Origin of the sequence: Flavobacterium soyae, assembly GCF_021245985.1 — a bacterium.
Taxonomy (GTDB): Bacteria; Bacteroidota; Bacteroidia; order Flavobacteriales; family Flavobacteriaceae; genus Flavobacterium; species Flavobacterium soyae.
This window is the reverse complement of sequence record NZ_JAJQXA010000009.1, coordinates 69,914-87,793: the sequence shown is the minus strand read 5'-3', so window position 1 is coordinate 87,793 and position 17,880 is coordinate 69,914. Positions and strand designations below refer to the sequence as shown.

Sequence of the window (17,880 nt, the reverse complement as noted above, 5' to 3'; positions counted from 1 at the left end):
AAGATGTGATTTTTAAATTAGTTTTAGATTTTAAATGTTAGATATTTAAATATATTTTTTTATTATTATAAAATTGATACTTTTATAAAATGAAAACTATCAATTTCTTAAAAATAACCACCTTAGTACTTGTTTTAAGTTTTACAAACTCTTATGCAGTCGAAAAAGTTACAATTAAAAACAGAAATATAATTGGAGCTTTTCATGATACCCTTAAGTCAAGCAAAAAACGAAATACAAAATTAAATTTTGCTGTTACCCCTCCAGTTATCAAAGCAGTTGGAGATCAATTATACTGCCCGCAAAGCAGCATAAAAATTGTAACCGACGTAACTATTACGCACGATCCGACTGAACCTGCAACTCAGGCAGTTTATATCCAGATTTCATCTGGATATTCCAGCGGATTTGACCTTCTTGAACTTTCAAATCCTGCAGCACACCCCACAATTATTACAAGCTGGGATGTTACGGCGGGAAAATTAAAATTATCAAGCCCAACCGGAGTTGATGTTTTATATACTGAATTTGTTGATGCAATTAAAGATGTTGTATATTCTAATTCTTCAGCAGCAGCTTCTGGAACCAGAACTTTTTCTATAACAATTGGTCAGGCAAACTACCTGCCTTCGACACAGCATTTTTATTTATTTGTTCCGAGTATTGGTATTACCTGGACAACTGCCAAAACTGCGGCAGAGGCAAGTACTTATTATGGACTTAAAGGATATTTAGCCACAATTTTATCTGCAGATGAAGCCAAATTAATTGGCGAACAAGCATCTGGAACCGGATGGATTGGCGGAAACGATGCAGAAACCGAAGGTGTCTGGAAATGGGTTACAGGACCCGAAGCCGGAACTGTAATGGGTTATACTTTCTGGAATTCTGGAGAACCAAATAATTTAGGCGAAGAAGATTATGCACATATTACACAGCCCGGAATAGGAATTGGAGGTTCATGGAACGACCTTTCTAATACCGGATCGTTAACGCCCGGCGATCCTTATCAGCCAAAAGGTTATGTTGTTGAATATGGTGGAATGCCCGGAGAATCGGCGTTAGAAATCGCCGCAAGTACTAAAGTTACAATTCCAGTGGCAGTGCCATCAGCAAATCCAGGTCCGGTTTGCGATTCAGGAACTTTTACTTTTAATGCAACAGCAACAGCCGGCGCAGTAATTAGCTGGTATGATGCCGCTGTGGGAGGAAATATATTAGGAACAGGAAACACATACACAACTCCAATAATAAATACTACAACAACTTATTATGTAGATGCCGGCTGCGCATCAAACAGAAAATCGGTTATGGCCACGGTAAATATAACTCCAAGCGCCCCGGCAGCGGGTCAAGCTTCTTATTCGAACTGCGGACCTGGGTCTGTAACTATTACTGCCAGTTCAAATATTGGAACTATTAATTGGTTTACAGCAGCAGCAGGAGGAGCAAGTATTTTTACCGGAAATAGTTTTACAACGCCAACAATTTCAGCAAATACAACGTATTATGCCGAGGCTTCAAATGCCGGCTGTATCAACTCAACTCGTACACCTGTAAATATTCAAATTTATACTCCGCCTGTTGTTCAGGACGAGACTGTAACATTATGTCAATTTCAAACCGTAACATTAGACGCAGGAGTTTCTGGAATGAATTATTTATGGTCAAATGGAGCAGCAGCACAAACAATAACTGTTTCTCAAGGCGGCACTTATACTGTAGCAGTAAAAAGTCCATCTCCGGAAAATTGTACAAGCACAAAAACAATTATAGTTGAAGAACATCAGGTTCCAGAAATTGACCGAATTGATGTAAACGGAACGAGAGCCATAATTTACATTAAAAAACAAGCTCCTTATTTTGAGTTTTCTGTAGACGGTGTTAACTTTCAGGATTCAAATATTTTTTATGATGTACCAGGCGGACTAAGAACGGCTTATGTTCGCGAGAAAAGCGGCTGCGGCGGAGACACTCAAAATTTTGTTGTTCTTGTTTTTCCATCTTTTTTTACTCCAAATAACGACACTTATAATGATTTGTGGGAAGTAACCGGAATGGAAAATTATCCGCAGGCAGAAGTAACTATTTTTGATCGTTATGGTAAGCTTATCGCGCAGTTAAATGATTCAAAAATGAGTTGGGACGGCACATTTGAAAAAACTCTGCTTCCTGCCTCTGATTATTGGTATGCATTAAAAATAGACAATACAAAACCTATTTTACGAGGACACTTTACCTTAAAGAGATAATTTCTTAATTAGAGAATGTATCAATTAGGATAATTAGATAATTTATAAAGTTGAGTAAATTCTCTAATTGATACATTCTCTAATTTTCTAATTCAATTTCTTCTGAATTTCGTTTAATACAAAAAAATAGTCTTCCTGTTTTTTTACAAAATCACGATCTGAAACATCGATAATTAAAACATTCAAATCCGTTTGGGATTTAATATATTCCAAATATCCATTGTTGATTTTATCCAAATAATCAGCCTGAATGTTTTGCTCGTAAGTTCGTCCGCGTTTTTTAATATTTTGAAGAAGGCGTTCTGTATTTTGATACAAGTAGATGTACAAATCCGGCTTTGGCATTTCTTTGTAAATGATATCGAATAAATTTCGGTATAAACGATATTCGTCTTCCTGCAGCGTAATTTTAGCAAAAATCAGTGATTTAAAAATATGATAATCGGCTACAATAAAATCTTTAAACAAATCAAATTGTGCCAAATCATCAGATAATTGCTGATAACGATCGGCCAAAAAAGACATTTCAAGCGGAAAAGCATATCGGTTTTGATCTTTGTAAAACTTAGGCAGAAACGGATTATCTGCAAAACGCTCTAAAACCGTTTTCGCATTAAAATCATCTGCAAATTTGTGAACCAAAGTAGTTTTTCCGGCTCCAATATTTCCTTCAAAAGCAATATAATTATATTTTTCTAACGGAATTTCACTCAGCGGGCATTTTAAATCCTGAACAACAGTACAAACGCTGTCGTCTGGAGAAACGACAATTAATTCCGAAATAGATTGTTGCAAAACAGGATGTTTCCAGTCTAACTTTAAATCCTGCATGGGCAGTAAAACAAAATTGCGGTTCTGCATTAATGGATGCGGAATATGAAGTTTTTCGGTCTCCATAATTTCATCATCAAAAACAATTACATCAACATCAATAATCCGGGATTGATACCCTTCCTGATTCAATCTGATCCTTCCTAGCTGTTTTTCGACTTTTAAAACCTGATTTAATATTTTTTGTGCCGATGAAGCAGTGTGCAAAAGTAACGCGCAATTATAAAATGCATCGCTCTCAAAACCCCAGGCAGGCGTTTCATAAAGCTTAGAAACCCTAATTACAGTTCCCACTTCCTGATGTATCAAAGCGATACAACTTTCAATGTTTTCTAACCTGTTTCCCTGGTTGCTGCCTATAGATAAAACGACTTGGTGCTGTGATTTCATAATTAATGCAAATTAACTAAAACTATTTTAGAATTAACTAATATATTTGTGAAACGGCACATTGAATCGATTAAAATTTATGTGCCAAATTTGTAACAAATAGCCCATTAACGCTACTTATTTAAAAAATATACTTATGAAGTTTTTAGGAAATGTAATTGCCACAGTTATTGGTATTTTTGTATTTATCATGCTCTTCTTTTTTGGAGCAATCCTAATTGGAGCCATTTTTGGCGGAGACGACAAAGTTTCGGTTAAAAACGATTCGGTTATAGAATTAGATTTAAAACAAATTGATAATGATTACGCAGGAAAATATAAAGATCCTTGGGTAACCGTTTTTTCAGATAAAAAAGGAGTTGGCTTAACTGATGTTATTAATGCCATTGAAGCGGCAGAAACTGATGATAACATTAAAGGAATTTCTATCCTAAACGATCAGTCATCTTTAGGGCTGGCACAATATAAAGATTTGAGAAACGCGCTGGAAAATTTTAAAAAATCAGGAAAATTTGTTTGGGCTTATGCCAATACTTATTCGCAGAAAGAATATTATTTAAACTCTGTTGCCAATACAATTTATTTGAATCCGGCTGGAGATTTAGATTTTAAAGGACTTTCGTCTGAAGTTATGTTTTTTAAAGATTTTCAGGAAAAATCAGGCATACATATGGAAGTGATTCGTCACGGAAAATATAAAAGTGCCGTTGAGCCATTTTTAGAAAACAAAATGAGCGATGCTAACAGAGAGCAAGTTACAGCACTTTTAAATTCGATTTGGTCAACGGTTTGCAGCGATATCTCAAAGAGCCGAAATATTCCGGTTGACAAATTAAACGAAATTGCAAACGGCTTATTAGCCAGAACTCCACAAATGGCAAAAACACAGCATTTGGTTGATATTGTGGCTTATGAAGATGTTTACCACAATGCGATTAAAAAAGCTTTGAAAGTTAATGAGGACGAGGATTATAATAAAATCTCGATTTTAGATTATACTCAAAATAACTTAACAACTGCTTTAGCTAATACTGCCGATAATCAAATTGCCATTATTTATGCTCAGGGCGAAATTGCCAGCGGCGAAGGCGACGTAAATGTTATTGGCGAAGGTTCAATGCGCCGTTCACTGCAGGAAGCCAGAAAAAATGAAGATGTAAAAGCAATCGTTTTAAGAATTGACAGCCCAGGCGGAAGCGCACTGACTTCTGATTTAATCTGGAGAGAAATTGAAGTAACTAAAAAAGTAAAACCGGTAATTGTTTCAATGGGAAATTATGCCGCATCTGGAGGTTATTATATCGCTTGTAATGCCAATAAAATTTTTGCAGAAAGCAATACCATTACAGGTTCTATCGGGGTTTTTGGAGTATTACCAAACTTTACTCCGCTTGCCAACAAATTAGGAATTAATACAGAGCAGGTAAAAACACACGAAAACTCAGCAAATTACAGTCCGTTTGTACCTGTTGATGAAAAATTCAAAGCCTTTACACTTGAAGGCGTTGAACAGATTTACAAAACTTTTGTAACACACGTTGCCGAAGGAAGAAAAATGACTTTTGCACAAGTAGATTCTATTGCACAAGGAAGGGTCTGGTCTGGATCTGAAGCCGTAAAAATTGGATTAGTAGATAAAATTGGAGGTTTGAACGATGCTATTGCCGAGGCAGCTAAAATTGCTAAAATCAAAGACTACAGTACACAAAACTATCCTGAATACGAAAAAACGTTTGGAGATTTAATGGCTAATTTACCTTTTGCGCAATCTAAAGAAGCTCTTATAAAAGAGGAAATTGGCGAAGAAAATTATTTGCTTATCGAGCAGGTAAAAAGATTTCAGAGACAAAAAGGAGTTCAGGCGATGATGCCTTTCGGAATAAACATTAAATAATTCCATTTAAAGATGAAAAACATAATTCTGTTTTTAACCGTTTTGTTTCTGACATACGTAAATGCTCAAAGTCCGAAACAAGATACTTTTAAAGAAACACCTGCCATTTTAAAAATCAATAATGATCAGATTTTTGGTACGCTTACTGTTCCAGACGGAGTAAAAAAATGTCCGGCGGCATTGATTATTGCTGGTTCTGGCCCAACAGACCGAAACGGAAATAATCCGATGATGAAAAACAATTCCCTGAAAATGCTGGCAGAAGAACTGGCAAAAAACGGAATTGCATCTTTACGATTTGACAAACGCGGCATTGGCGAAAGCAAAAAATCTGCAGTAGCAGAGTCTAGCCTGGTTTTTGAAAATTATACCGAAGATGTAAAAAGCTGGATTAACTATTTAAAGCAAGACAAGCGTTTTACACAATTAACGGTTATTGGTCACAGCGAAGGATCTTTAATAGGAATGATTGCGAGTGCAAAAGCGAATAAATTTGTCTCGATTGCCGGAGCCGGAGAATCTGCAGATAAACTGATCAAGACGCAAATCGCTTCTAAATCAAACAAGCAGTTAGAAGATATGACGTTCCCTATTATTGACAGTTTAAAAAACGGCAATAAAGTAAACAAAGTCGATCCGCTTTTAAATTCACTATTCAGGGCAAGTATTCAGCCGTATTTGATTTCGTGGTTTAAATACGATCCGCAGACAGAAATTAAAAAATTGACGATTCCTGTTTTAATCATTCAGGGTAACAACGATTTACAAGTTTCGGTTAAAGATGCTGAAAACTTATCGAAGGCTAAACTGAATTCTGAATTGGTAATTGTTGATAAAATGAACCATATCATGAAAATAATCGATGGCGATCAAAAGGCCAATATGGAGAGTTATGCTAATGAAACTCTTCCCATTTCTGAAACCATGGTCCATAAGATTGTTTCCTTTATTAAAAAATAATTACAACAATAACACTGTTAAATCCGTTTGAAAAGTATCAAGCGGATTTTTTTATTTAATACCAACATAATTTTCTTACATTATTAAGAAAATTTTATCACCGTACTTGAATAAAAAAACTATTTTTGCAAGAGTAAATTTTCAAAAAATAAACCTCAAATCTATAAATATGTTAAAGAAAATTTTAAAAGTAACTGCCATTGTTCTAGTGGTTTTTGTGGCCGCATTATTTGCCATTCCGTATTTCTTTAAAGACCAAATCAAAGCAAAAATTGCCGAAGCAATCAACGAAAGTGTTGATGCCAAAGTTAGTTTTGCCGATGCTGATTTAAGCTTGTTTAAGAACTTTCCGAATGCAGCTGTCGGAATCGAAAAACTGGTGATTATAAACAAAGCCCCTTTTGAAGGAGATACTTTGGTGTCATTAGGAGAATTAAATCTTAAAATGAGTATTAAAGAACTTTTTAAAGGTAAAGACGAGCCTTTAAACATTCAGGGAATTACATCTGAAAATGGTTTAATCAACATTATCTTCAATAAAGATGGTGTTGGGAATTTTGATATTGCCTTAAAAGACAAAAAAGAAGAGAAAACGGATGAAAAAAGCAGTCCGCTTTCTTTAAAAATTCAAAACTATAAAATTGAGAACTTTACCTTTAGATATATCGATCAGGGTTCAAAAATTAAAATGGTTATTGATAGTTTAAATCACGAAGGAACTGGAGATTTTACTAATTCTAAACTGGATTTAAATACAAAAACTACAGCAAACGTATCTTTAGATATGGATAAAGTTAATTATATGAAAAATATAAAATTGACTTTAGACGCTATTTTAGGAATTGATTTAGAACAAAGTAAATATACTTTTAAAGAAAATAAAGCCTTAATTAACCAACTGCCGTTAGAATTTGACGGTTTTATTCAAATGGTTAAAGAAGGTCAGATTTATGACCTGAAATTTAAAACGCCAACTTCGTCATTTACCAATTTCTTAGGGTTAATTCCTTCTGCTTATGCTTCTAGTCTTGATGGTGTAAAAACAACCGGAGACTTTACTGTTGTTGGTTTTGCAAAAGGAAAATTAACAGACACAACAGTTCCTGCATTTAACATAGCCATTGCATCAAACAATGCCTCTTTTCAATATCCGAACTTACCAAAATCAGTTCAAAATATTGTAATTGATACTAAAATCATCAACGAAACCGGGATTTTAAACGACACGTATGTAAATTTAGATAAGTTATCCTTTAGAATCGATCAGGATGTTTTTAGCGCTAAAGCAAATGTTAGAAACATTACTGTTAATCCGCTTGTAAATGCAGCTTTAAAAGGAACTATCAATCTTGCTAATCTTTCTAAAGCGTATCCAATTAAAATGGACAAGCCTTTGGCAGGTATCTTAAAAGCTGATGTTACTACAAATTTTGATATGGCATCTGTAGAGAAAAGCCAATATCAAAACATCAAGAATGCCGGAACTATGAGTTTATCAGGATTTAAATATACTGATGAAAACAATAAATCAATGAATATCAGCACGGCTTTGGTTGAATTCAACCCAAGCACAATTAATCTGAAACAGTTTAATGCTACAACCGGAAAAAGTGATATTGCTATAAACGGAGTTTTGGAAAATTTCTACGGTTTTATGTTTAAGAAACAAGAACTTAAAGGAAACTTCAATATGAGTTCTAACCAACTGGCTGTTGATGATTTTATGACTTCTGGAGAACCGGCTAAAACAGAAGAAAAAACACCGGCTAAACCAGCTGAAGCAATGAAAATTCCAGCTTTCCTGAACTGTACTTTAAATGCAAAAGCCGCAACTGTTTTATATGACAATTTAAAACTAAAAGATGTTTCCGGAAAATTGATTATTAAAGATGAAAAAGCACTTTTAGAAAACTTTAAAACGTCAATTTTCGGCGGGACAATTGGTTTGACCGGAGCGGTTTCGACTAAAACAAAAGTGCCAACATTTGATATGAATTTAGGTTTCAATCAGGTTGATATTGCGCAGACTTTTACGCAGTTAGATATGATGAAAAAAATTGCACCAATTGCCGGAATCATTAATGGTAAATTAAATTCGACTATTAAATTAAATGGAAATTTAGATGATAAGGAATTAACTCCTGACCTAAAATCTATTTCAGGAGATTTAATTGGGCAATTACTTTCTACAACGATAAATGCTAAAAATTCTACGGTACTAAACTCTTTAACTTCAAACATTAAATTCATTGATATGAATAAAGTGAATTTGAATGATATTAAAGCAGCCTTAACTTTTGAAAACGGAAAAGTAAATGTAAAACCTTTCGATATTAAATATCAAGACATTAAAGTAACGGTTGGCGGAACTCACGGTTTTGACCAAACGATGAATTACAACTTAAAATTTGATGTTCCTGCTAAATATTTAGGAAGTGAAGCAAATGCTTTTATTGCAAAAATGTCTCCTGCTGATGCGGCTAAATTGGAAAACATTCCTATTAATGCTGTTATTGGAGGTAATTTTTCAAATCCAAAAGTTACGACAGATATGAAAAGTGCTGTTTCTAGTTTAGCATCTCAAGTGGCAAATCAGCAAAAAGAAAAACTGACTAAAAAAGGTACAGCAGCTTTGACTGATCTACTCAACAAAAACACAAAAGCGAAAGATACTACACAAGCTGCAAAAACTGAGAAAGAACAAAAAACTCAGGAAGCAACTAAAAAAGCAAGTGACTTAATCAACGGACTTTTCAAAAAGAAAAATTAAGTTTTTAGTTTAGTACAGAAATAAAAACTGCTCTGGAAATTACTTTCCGGAGCAGTTTCTTTTTATAGATAATCGATTTGATTATTTATTCAAAATTTTATTTATAGCATTTATATAATCAGGAACCGATAATTTATTTGTGTCAATTCCCACGCTGCTATTTCCGTATGGCTCATATTTTTTAAGAACAGAAATTGAAAATAGTCCAACAGTTGGCGCTTTTGAAGCACTTGATAAATGCATAATTCCACTATCTGCACCTATAAAGACATCAACATTTGCCAAAACAGAACCAATTTCGCGAATATCCTTACTGTAAAATGAAGGTGCCTGAAAATCAATTTGTGATACATTTTCAACCGGTAAAACTTCAAAAATATTATAATCCGGATATTCCTTTTTTAAAGCAGTATAAAACTCTTCCCACCACGAAACACAATAACATTTTTCTCCTGTTGCAAATGTAAAAATTGCGATTGTTTTCTTTTGTTCATCAACAATATTGTTGAGAATTTCTTTTCCTTTAGAAATTTCTTCCTGAGTCAATTTTAAATCAAGAAGTGCAACTGGTTCTTTCTTATCTTCTATACCAAATTGGCTTAGAAAATATCTTAAATTATAAACAGGATATTTTGCAATATGCTCATGATCATTATAGTTTAACTGTACATTTTCAGGAAGGTCTCCAAAAAATTTATATTTAGCATTTGAGAATTGAACGGCTAACCGGCCCGAAGAAGAATTTTGATCAACATTAATTACAAGATCGTAATTCTGTTTTTTTATTAAAGTCCATACTTTAAAATACTTAACTAATTCTTTGAAAGGTTTTTTAGGCAGATCGATTATTTTATCGACATTATCATACTTTTCAAAAACAATTGGAGCAAGTGTTCCTTTTACAAACAAATCGATTTTGCACCCCGGAAATACAGCAGTGACTTCCTGAATAAGCGGTGTAACTAAAAGCATATTTCCAAGTCTGCCGTTGGGTCTGCAGATTAGTATATTTTTAATTTTGCTTTTATCAATCGTTCCACTTTTACTAACGTTCGCGTTACCAATATTCTTGGTTAAAACACGCATTAGGCCACGCCTGACTTTATTAACGCTAACTTTTTTTAAGCTACTCATTGCAGTATTTATTTCAAGATTATTTTTGGAAACAGCAAAAACAAATTTAGCCTCTTTTTTTGCACAAAAATAAATTCCAATAATAAGCAATTATTACAAAATTGTAATAAAATTTATCATTATTCATGTTTTTATGCCTTCCAATGAAATAAAAATACAACAATTAACAAAACAAACGACAAAGAATAGACCATTTGTTATTAAGAATCGACAGAGAATAGAAAATACTAGACGTTTATATTTACTACGTAACCTTCTGAACCACGGATATTAAACACTGTTCCGTTTTCAAAAATTAAATACTGCCCTTTAATTCCTACTAGCTTTCCCTGAAAATTTGGAGTTTTGTCTAAATTCAAACTGGATACTTTTGCAGGATAATTTAAAACCGGATAATTTAACTCGTAAACATCATTTTTTTGACTATAAAAATACTCTTTGACCTCAGCAGGAATTAAACTTTCAACTTTTGATTTTTCCAGAATTAAGTCACATGAACCTGTAGTGTATTGGAGCATTTTTCGCCAATTTGTTTTATCTGCATAATGGTCCTTAAGCGCAACCTCAGTAATTCCGGCTAAATAACGGTTTGGGACCTCAACAATTGCAATAGCCTGTGCTGCACCCTGATCTATCCATCGTGTTGGAACCTGGCTTTTGCGTGTTACCCCCACTTTTATTTCGCTTGATAAAGCTAAGTAAACGACATGCGGCTGTAATTGTGCTTTTTGTTCGTACTCTAAATCTCGGTCAGCAATTCCTAAATGTGCGGTACTCAATTCAGGCCTCATAATCCAGTCGCCTACAGCTGGACTTGAGTAAAAGCAGTCATAGCAAAAACCTTGTCTAAATATTTTTTTCTTCTTTTGGCAATTTAAACATTGAAAACCGGCAAAACTAATCTCAACTTCTTTGTCTAATAATTGATTAACATTCAAGAAACTATCTTCGAAAACTAAATAATATTGAATTGGGTTTCCAAATTCAGTCTGCATTTTTGTAAGTACGCCTTGATATGTCATTAGGATTTAATTGTAGATTTTAGATATTAGATTTTAGACTGCTCATATTTTTTGAGTTAATCTTTTAGTTTATAAGTAGTGGTTTTTATTACAAAAAAACACTATTTTTGATACAATGACAAAGTTAATATTTGTTGCTTGATATTCAAATTTTAAGATTCGTTTTATATGAATCATAAAACCTAAATCTAAAATCAGCAATCTAAAATCTAAAATTTACACATGCCTTTATCAATAATAAATTCTTTCGCTTCCTGGGTCCTTAAACAAAGGATACATCAAATCGAACTTTTTTTAAAATACCCAAATGAAGTTCAGGAAGAGCTTTTGCATAATTTATTATTGGCATCTGAGAATACAGTTATTGGAAGAAAATACGATTTTGAATCGATAAATTCTTATCAGACTTTTGCAGAAAGAGTTCCCATTGCAAGTTATGAAGAATTACAGCCTTTAATAGAACGTACACGCCAGGGTGAACAGGGCGTTTTTTGGGAGTCACCTATTAAATGGTTTGCAAAATCCAGCGGTACAACAAACGCAAAAAGTAAATTTATTCCCGTAAGTAATGAAGCTCTTGAAGATTGCCATTATAAAGGAAGTAAAGATTTACTTTGTTTGTACTTAAATAATAATGAAGATTCTGAATTGTTTTTGGGAAAGAGTTTACGCTTGGGAGGAAGTTCTCAGATTTACGAAAATAACAATACTTTTTTTGGTGATTTATCGGCAATTTTGATTGAAAACATGCCTATTTGGGCCGAGTTTAGCAGTACGCCAAGCAGTAAAACTTCTTTAATGAGCGAGTGGGAAACTAAAATCGCAGCGATTATTAATGAAACCAAAAGCGAAAATGTAACCAGTTTTGCCGGAGTTCCTTCCTGGATGCTGGTTTTAATGAATAAGGTATTAGAAAATACAGGTAAACAAAGTTTACTGGAACTCTGGCCAAACCTTGAAGTTTATTTTCACGGCGGTGTGAGTTTTTCTCCTTATAAAGAACAATACAAGAAAATTTTGCCAAGCAAAGATTTTAAATATTACGAAATCTATAATGCATCTGAAGGCTTTTTTGCGATTCAGGATTTAAATAATTCCAGCGATTTATTACTGATGCTTGATTACGGAATTTTCTATGAATTTATTCCGATGGAAACTTTTGGAACTCCAGATCAAAAAGTGATTCGTTTGGCCGATGTTGAATTGAATAAAAATTATGCAATCGTAATTACTACAAATTCTGGTTTATGGCGTTATTTAATTGGCGACACGGTTCGTTTTACTTCATTAAATCCGTACAGAATTAGAGTTACGGGAAGAACCAAACATCATATTAATGTTTTTGGGGAAGAATTAATGGTAGAAAATACGGATCAGGCGATTGCGAAAGCCTGCCAGATTACTCAAACGGAGGTGATTGATTATACGGTTGCTCCTATTTTTATGCAGGATAAAGAAAAAGGTGCTCACGAATGGATGATTGAGTTCAAGCAAAAACCTGCTGACGTTGGTCTTTTCCAGAAAGTTCTGGACGAAACGCTGCAGACTTTAAATTCTGATTATGAAGCGAAACGCTACAACAATATGACTTTGAATCCTTTGGTGATTAATGTAGCACGTGAAAATTTATTTTATGATTGGCTGAAAGAAAGAGATAAATTGGGTGGTCAGCATAAAATTCCTAGACTTTCTAATCAGAGAGATTATTTGGAGCAGTTGAAGGAGATGTAAATTTTAAAAATTGGCACACAGATGACGCGGATTCACTTTGTGAAAACACGGATTGACATGAATTTCAATATAGATTCTATACAAATTTTCAATAGCCCCTAGCTTTAGCTAGGGGTTTATAATTTATATCAAAGCCAGGCTTTAGCCGAATTCTACGTTGCAAATAATTTGGCTAAAGCCTTAAACTCTTTGTCATTTATTATTCCTCCAGCTAAAGCAGGAGGCAATTAATTTTAAAAATTCCTAAGAATTTTGTTAAGTTTTTTTTATAGCCCCTAGCTTTAGCTAGGGGGTCATAATATAATAACGCCAGGCTTTAGCCGAATTCTAGATTGTAAATAATTTGGCTAAGCCTTAATCTTTGTCAATTATTATTACTCGAGCTAAAGCTGGAGGCAATTGATCTTATATCTTTTAATTTATTTTCTCTTTAAAAATGTTTCTTCCGCTGAGTTGCATGAGGGATAGAAGTGGAAATCCTTTTTGTTTTTTCTTTAAAAACAAAAAGATTGTAACGGATAGCCCGACCCGGAGGGCAATGTCATTAAGTTAAGAGGAAATCTATAAAATTACTTAACAGTTTAATTAAGAATGTCATTAGAAAAATCAGTTTTTATCAGCGTTTTCGCTTTAGCGAATCAGTAAAATCAGCGTCTAATTGTGACGCGGATAAAACAGATTTACTTCGTAAAAACGCAGATAAACACGGATTTGATTTGCAATAATTTTATTTTCTAAAAGCTTAACTTAATGACATTGCCCGGAGGGGCATGCCATTATTAAGGTTCTGAGATTCTAGGCGGTTAAGGTTTTCTCAATATTGTCATTTCGACGAAAGGAGAAATCGCACTAGAAATTCTGCAAAGTGAATCGTCAATCTTTGTCGATTATCGTGTGCGATTTCTCCTTTCGTCGAAATTGACAAAAATGCGTTGTCAGGCTGAGCGAAGTCGAAGCCCTTCTCAACAAGAAATCCCTTCTCCTGAAGCCTCGGGATCGCTCAGGATGACAAATAGTATTACATCATATCAATATATCTGTCGTGGTAACCTAAAAGGTATAAAACACCATCAAGTCCTAAACTTGAAATTGAGGTTGAAGCACTTTCTTTTACTTTTGGTTTTGCATGGAAAGCGATTCCTAGGCCTGCTAAGTTTAGCATTGGTAAATCGTTTGCACCGTCACCAACTGCAATAGTTTGGTTGATGTGGATTCCTTCTTTTTCGGCAATTGCTTTTAGGTATTCGGCTTTCTTTTGTCCGTCTACGATATCGCCCAGATATTTTCCGGTTAATTTACCATCTTTAATCTCTAATTGATTGGCGTGAACATAATCGATTCCGAGTTCTTTTTGAAGATAATCACCAAAATAAGTAAATCCTCCAGAAAGAATTGCGGTTTTATATCCGTAATATTTTAAGGCTTTCATTAAACGATGCGCACCTTGCGTAATTGGCAAATTCTTGGCAACATTTTGCAAAACGTCTTCGCTCAAACCTTCCAGCAAAGCCATACGCTGTTTGAAGCTTTCGTTGAAATCAATTTCACCATTCATCGCCGATTCTGTAATGGCTCTTACCTGCGGTCCTACTCCGTTTAATTCTGCCAATTCGTCGATAACTTCTGTTTGGATTAAAGTAGAGTCCATATCGAAGCAAACCAAACGACGGTTTCTTCTGTAAATATTATCTTCCTGAAAAGAAATATCAACGTTTAAGGTTCTTGAAATTTCCATAAAACTTGCCGTCATGACAATTTTATTTACAATTTCGCCTGTTACAGATAACTGAATACAAGAACGCGGATATTCTTCTTTTTCTACAATTGAAGTTCTTCCTGTTAAACGTATAATAGAATCGATATTTAAATTTTGATCAGACATTATTTTAGTAACGGCTGCTAATTGTGACGCAGCTAGTTTTTCGCCTAAAATATTGATGATATAACGCTGCTTAGATTGTGATTTTACCCATTTCTCATAATCTTCGATCGAAATTGGAATAAATTTAACTTTGATTTCTAACTCGTAGGCTTTGAATAATAAGTCTTTTAAAACTGGTGCAGAAGAAGAGCCTGCGGCAATTTCGAACAAAATCCCTAAAGAAAGCGTGTCATGAATATCGGCTTGTCCGATATCTAAAATATTAGCATCATAAGTCGCTAATACAGCTGTTAAACCTGCTGTAACCCCTATTTTATCGTGTCCTGAAACTTTTAATAAAATAATTTCTTTATCCTCTACTACCATTTTATCTTTATTGATTTTGAAGCGACAAAAATCGGCAATCTCTAGGTGATAAAAAAGAATAATCTTTGTTTTTTTGAAAAGAAAAAGCACATATTCATGTGCTTTTTCGAGTAATTTAACAATAATACGTTACTATTAAAATAACGTAACAAGTGAGTTTGTTTTTTTAGCCACAAATTCACAAATTATATAAAAATATACTGTTTAAAAAATTAGTGAATTTGTGGCTAAAAAAATTATTTTTGGTTTTCGTCAAAGTTTACCATCCAGTTGATGCCAAATTTATCGGTAAACATTCCAAAATAAGCACCCCAAAATGTTTTATCCATCGGCATAAAAACGTTTCCGCCTTCTGAAAGTCCATTGAAGATTCGGTCTGCTTCTTCTGTGCTTTTTACATTAACCGAAACAGAAAAATTTCCTCCAAATTTCACATCGCCTGATTGTTCGCTGCTGTCACTTCCCATTAAAATGGTATTTCCAATTGGCAATGAAACGTGCATGATACGGTTGGCATCTTTTTCTGAAACTTCGGTACAACCGCCGTCTTCAGCAGCAGGCATTTCTTTAAATCTTCCGATATATGAAAATTCACCGCCAAATACGGATTTGTAATGTAGGAATGCCTCTTCGCAATTTCCATTAAAAACTAAATAAGGATTTACTGTTGTCATGATATTTTTTTTTAATTGTGAGTTGTTAATTATAAATTGTTAATGTTCTTTGTTATAGAATTTAATCTCTTCTCTTTGTTCTTTGTTCTTTGTTCTTTGTTCTATTCTCTTTGTTCTATTTACCCTTTTCTGAAAGTTCTTTTACGACTTCTAAACCTCTAGGAAAAACATCTTTAAAATAATCGGCATATTTTTCGACAGAATCGTTACGAGCAATCAAATCTGTAAATTCATCATCTTGAATTAATCTGTAAGTTTCCATTGCGCCGCTCCATTTTTTTGTTTCTTCATTGAGAGGTTGTTCTTTAAAATCTTTTATCTCGCCTATATGCTTAAAAGCCATATACTCGTTTGGCGTTTTTGTTTCAATTATACTATACATTCCTTCTCCGCTTGGTGTCATAAAATGTATTTTATCGCCTTCATTCCAAGTACTTATGGTATGAGATCCTTCGCAAAAAACACTTGTCCATTTTCTATAGGTTTCATCATTCCATAAAACATCCCAAACTTTTTGAGCCGGGGCTTTAATTCTTATTTTAAATTCTAAAGTTTCCATAATTAAGATAATTTACTAAAATCCATAAATAAAACATTCCAGCGATGTCCTTCTAAATCGGCAAAACCAAAGCCGTACATCCAGCCTTGACTCTCAGCCGGAGCAGAAAAAACAGTTCCTCCGGCATCTTGAACTTTTTTAGCTAGTTCATCAACTTCCTCTTTACTTTCGGCATCGATCGAAATCAGAATTTCAGAACTTGCTTTTGTGTCGGTAATTTTGTTTTGCGAAAAACCTTCAAAAAGTGATTCTTCAAATAGCATTACTACAAAATGTCCTTCACCAACAACCATACAGGTTGAACTTGGTGTATCGTGCTGCTCATTAAAAAAGAAGCCTATTTTTAAGAAAAAATCTTTTGCTTTTTCCACATTTTTCACAGGCAGATTTAACCATATTTGCTTTGTCATATTTTGATGTTTTTCGTTAAACTTTTTTTTAAACCATATAAATGATTTATGCTCATTTAAGATTTGGGAAAAACCTTTGAGCCTTCGCTGCTTTTAACCTCTAAAAGAACTAATTTGCCTCGACATAACTTTTAAAGTTATCCAAAATTGCCTGCCAGCCTCTACGCTGCATTTCTTCAGGGTTTTGGGTTTCTGGGTCAAAACTTTCAGTTACTTCTATTCCGTCTAAAGTTTCTTTGAAAGTAATTTCAACCTTTCTTCCGTCGGCCATTACATATTTTATTGCTTTATTTGGTTCTACGAAAGTATATTCACCTTCAAAGTCAAAACTCATGCTTCCGTCTTTTGCTGCCATTGTTGATTTGAATTTTCCGCCTTGTTTTATATCGTTTTCAGCATAAGGTGTATGCCAGTCCGGAGAAGCAAAACTCCATTTTGTAATATGTTCCGGCAGTGTCCAGAAATCCCAAATTTTGTTTATTGATGCATTAATTGTATTCTGTACTGTTATCATTATTTATATATTTAAAAATTATACTTTATTCAATACTCCATTTTAATTACATATGATCTGGTATCTGACTTTCATCCATGTAGAAAACTTCCCAATGATGTCCGTCTAAGTCAAGAAAAGTTCTTTGGTACATCCATCCATAATCCTGTGCTTTTCTATAATCAGTCCCGCCAGCCTTAACTGCTTTCTCAATCATTTCATCAACTTCCTTTCTTGATCCTAGAGAAATAGAAATAAGGGCTTCACTGGTTGTATGAGAATTGCAAATCTGCTTATCTGTAAAAGTTTGATAAAACTCTTCTACCAAAAGCATGAGATAGATATTTTCACCAATAATGATGCAGGCACCTTTTTCATTTGTAAATTTCGGATTCGTAGGAAAACCCAATTCATTAAAAAATTTTATCGCTTTATCTAGCTCTTTTACAGCTAGATTTAAATACATTTTCGTTTCCATAATATATAAAGTTACAATTTATTTAAAACAAATT

General features: G+C 33.9%; 14 protein-coding genes. 5 read left to right on the top strand and 9 right to left on the bottom strand.

The genetic code is table 11. The annotated features are described in order from the left end of the window. The first annotated feature begins 89 nt into the window (after positions 1-89). The gene (locus LUU93_RS12950; RefSeq protein WP_232681548.1) at positions 90-2,252 is read left to right on the top strand and encodes an Ig-like domain-containing protein; all 2,163 of its coding nucleotides are present in this window, start codon (positions 90-92) and stop codon (positions 2,250-2,252) included. 87 nt (positions 2,253-2,339) lie between these two features. On the opposite strand, the gene folK is transcribed toward LUU93_RS12950, so the two are convergent. After that, positions 2,340-3,473, bottom strand: a complete 1,134-nt coding sequence (gene folK / locus LUU93_RS12945; protein ID WP_232681547.1) for a 2-amino-4-hydroxy-6-hydroxymethyldihydropteridine diphosphokinase — start codon at positions 3,471-3,473, stop codon at positions 2,340-2,342. 136 nt (positions 3,474-3,609) lie between these two features. On the opposite strand from folK, the gene sppA reads away from it, so the two are divergent. The 3 genes from sppA to LUU93_RS12930 all read left to right on the top strand — a co-directional run bounded on the left by sppA (position 3,610) and on the right by LUU93_RS12930 (position 9,097). Next, positions 3,610-5,367: a signal peptide peptidase SppA gene (gene sppA, locus LUU93_RS12940; RefSeq protein WP_232681546.1), complete on the top strand. Its 1,758-nt coding sequence runs from the start codon at positions 3,610-3,612 to the stop codon at positions 5,365-5,367. Positions 5,368-5,379: 12 nt separating this feature from the next. Next, on the top strand, positions 5,380-6,327 hold the full coding sequence (locus LUU93_RS12935; RefSeq protein ID WP_232681545.1) for an alpha/beta hydrolase family protein: 948 nt from the start codon (positions 5,380-5,382) through the stop codon (positions 6,325-6,327). Between the two features lie 169 nt (positions 6,328-6,496). After that, positions 6,497-9,097, top strand: coding sequence for an AsmA-like C-terminal region-containing protein (locus LUU93_RS12930; RefSeq protein WP_232681544.1), 2,601 nt, complete (start codon positions 6,497-6,499; stop codon positions 9,095-9,097). Positions 9,098-9,178: 81 nt separating this feature from the next. On the opposite strand, the gene LUU93_RS12925 is transcribed toward LUU93_RS12930, so the two are convergent. Together LUU93_RS12925 and LUU93_RS12920 are read right to left on the bottom strand one after the other, a co-directional pair. Next, positions 9,179-10,231, bottom strand: a complete 1,053-nt coding sequence (locus LUU93_RS12925) for a glycosyltransferase family 9 protein (protein WP_232681543.1) — start codon at positions 10,229-10,231, stop codon at positions 9,179-9,181. 227 nt (positions 10,232-10,458) lie between these two features. Further along, positions 10,459-11,253 carry a DUF2797 domain-containing protein gene (locus LUU93_RS12920; protein ID WP_232681542.1) on the bottom strand — a complete coding sequence of 265 codons (795 nt, stop codon included), beginning with the start codon at positions 11,251-11,253 and terminating at the stop codon, positions 10,459-10,461. Positions 11,254-11,475: 222 nt separating this feature from the next. Here LUU93_RS12920 and LUU93_RS12915 point away from each other — a divergent pair, with 222 nt between their 5' ends. Beyond that, a complete protein-coding gene (locus LUU93_RS12915; protein ID WP_232681541.1) occupies positions 11,476-12,984 on the top strand; it encodes a GH3 auxin-responsive promoter family protein in 1,509 nt (502 codons plus the stop codon). A gap of 1,018 nt (positions 12,985-14,002) precedes the next feature. On the opposite strand, the gene serB is transcribed toward LUU93_RS12915, so the two are convergent. The 6 genes from serB to LUU93_RS12885 all read right to left on the bottom strand — a co-directional run bounded on the left by serB (position 14,003) and on the right by LUU93_RS12885 (position 17,846). Further along, a complete protein-coding gene (gene serB, locus LUU93_RS12910; RefSeq protein WP_232681539.1) occupies positions 14,003-15,232 on the bottom strand; it encodes a phosphoserine phosphatase SerB in 1,230 nt (409 codons plus the stop codon). Positions 15,233-15,468: 236 nt separating this feature from the next. After that, positions 15,469-15,906 (bottom strand): VOC family protein, encoded by a 438-nt coding sequence (locus LUU93_RS12905; RefSeq protein WP_232681538.1) that lies wholly within the window; start codon positions 15,904-15,906, stop codon positions 15,469-15,471. Positions 15,907-16,021: 115 nt separating this feature from the next. After that, positions 16,022-16,465, bottom strand: coding sequence for an SRPBCC family protein (locus tag LUU93_RS12900; protein WP_232681537.1), 444 nt, complete (start codon positions 16,463-16,465; stop codon positions 16,022-16,024). A gap of 2 nt (positions 16,466-16,467) precedes the next feature. Continuing rightward, positions 16,468-16,875 (bottom strand): VOC family protein, encoded by a 408-nt coding sequence (locus tag LUU93_RS12895; RefSeq protein WP_232681536.1) that lies wholly within the window; start codon positions 16,873-16,875, stop codon positions 16,468-16,470. A gap of 109 nt (positions 16,876-16,984) precedes the next feature. Continuing rightward, the gene (locus tag LUU93_RS12890) at positions 16,985-17,389 is read right to left on the bottom strand and encodes an SRPBCC family protein (RefSeq protein ID WP_232681535.1); all 405 of its coding nucleotides are present in this window, start codon (positions 17,387-17,389) and stop codon (positions 16,985-16,987) included. A gap of 46 nt (positions 17,390-17,435) precedes the next feature. Next, a complete protein-coding gene (locus LUU93_RS12885; RefSeq protein WP_232681534.1) occupies positions 17,436-17,846 on the bottom strand; it encodes a VOC family protein in 411 nt (136 codons plus the stop codon). Positions 17,847-17,880: the final 34 nt, after the last annotated feature.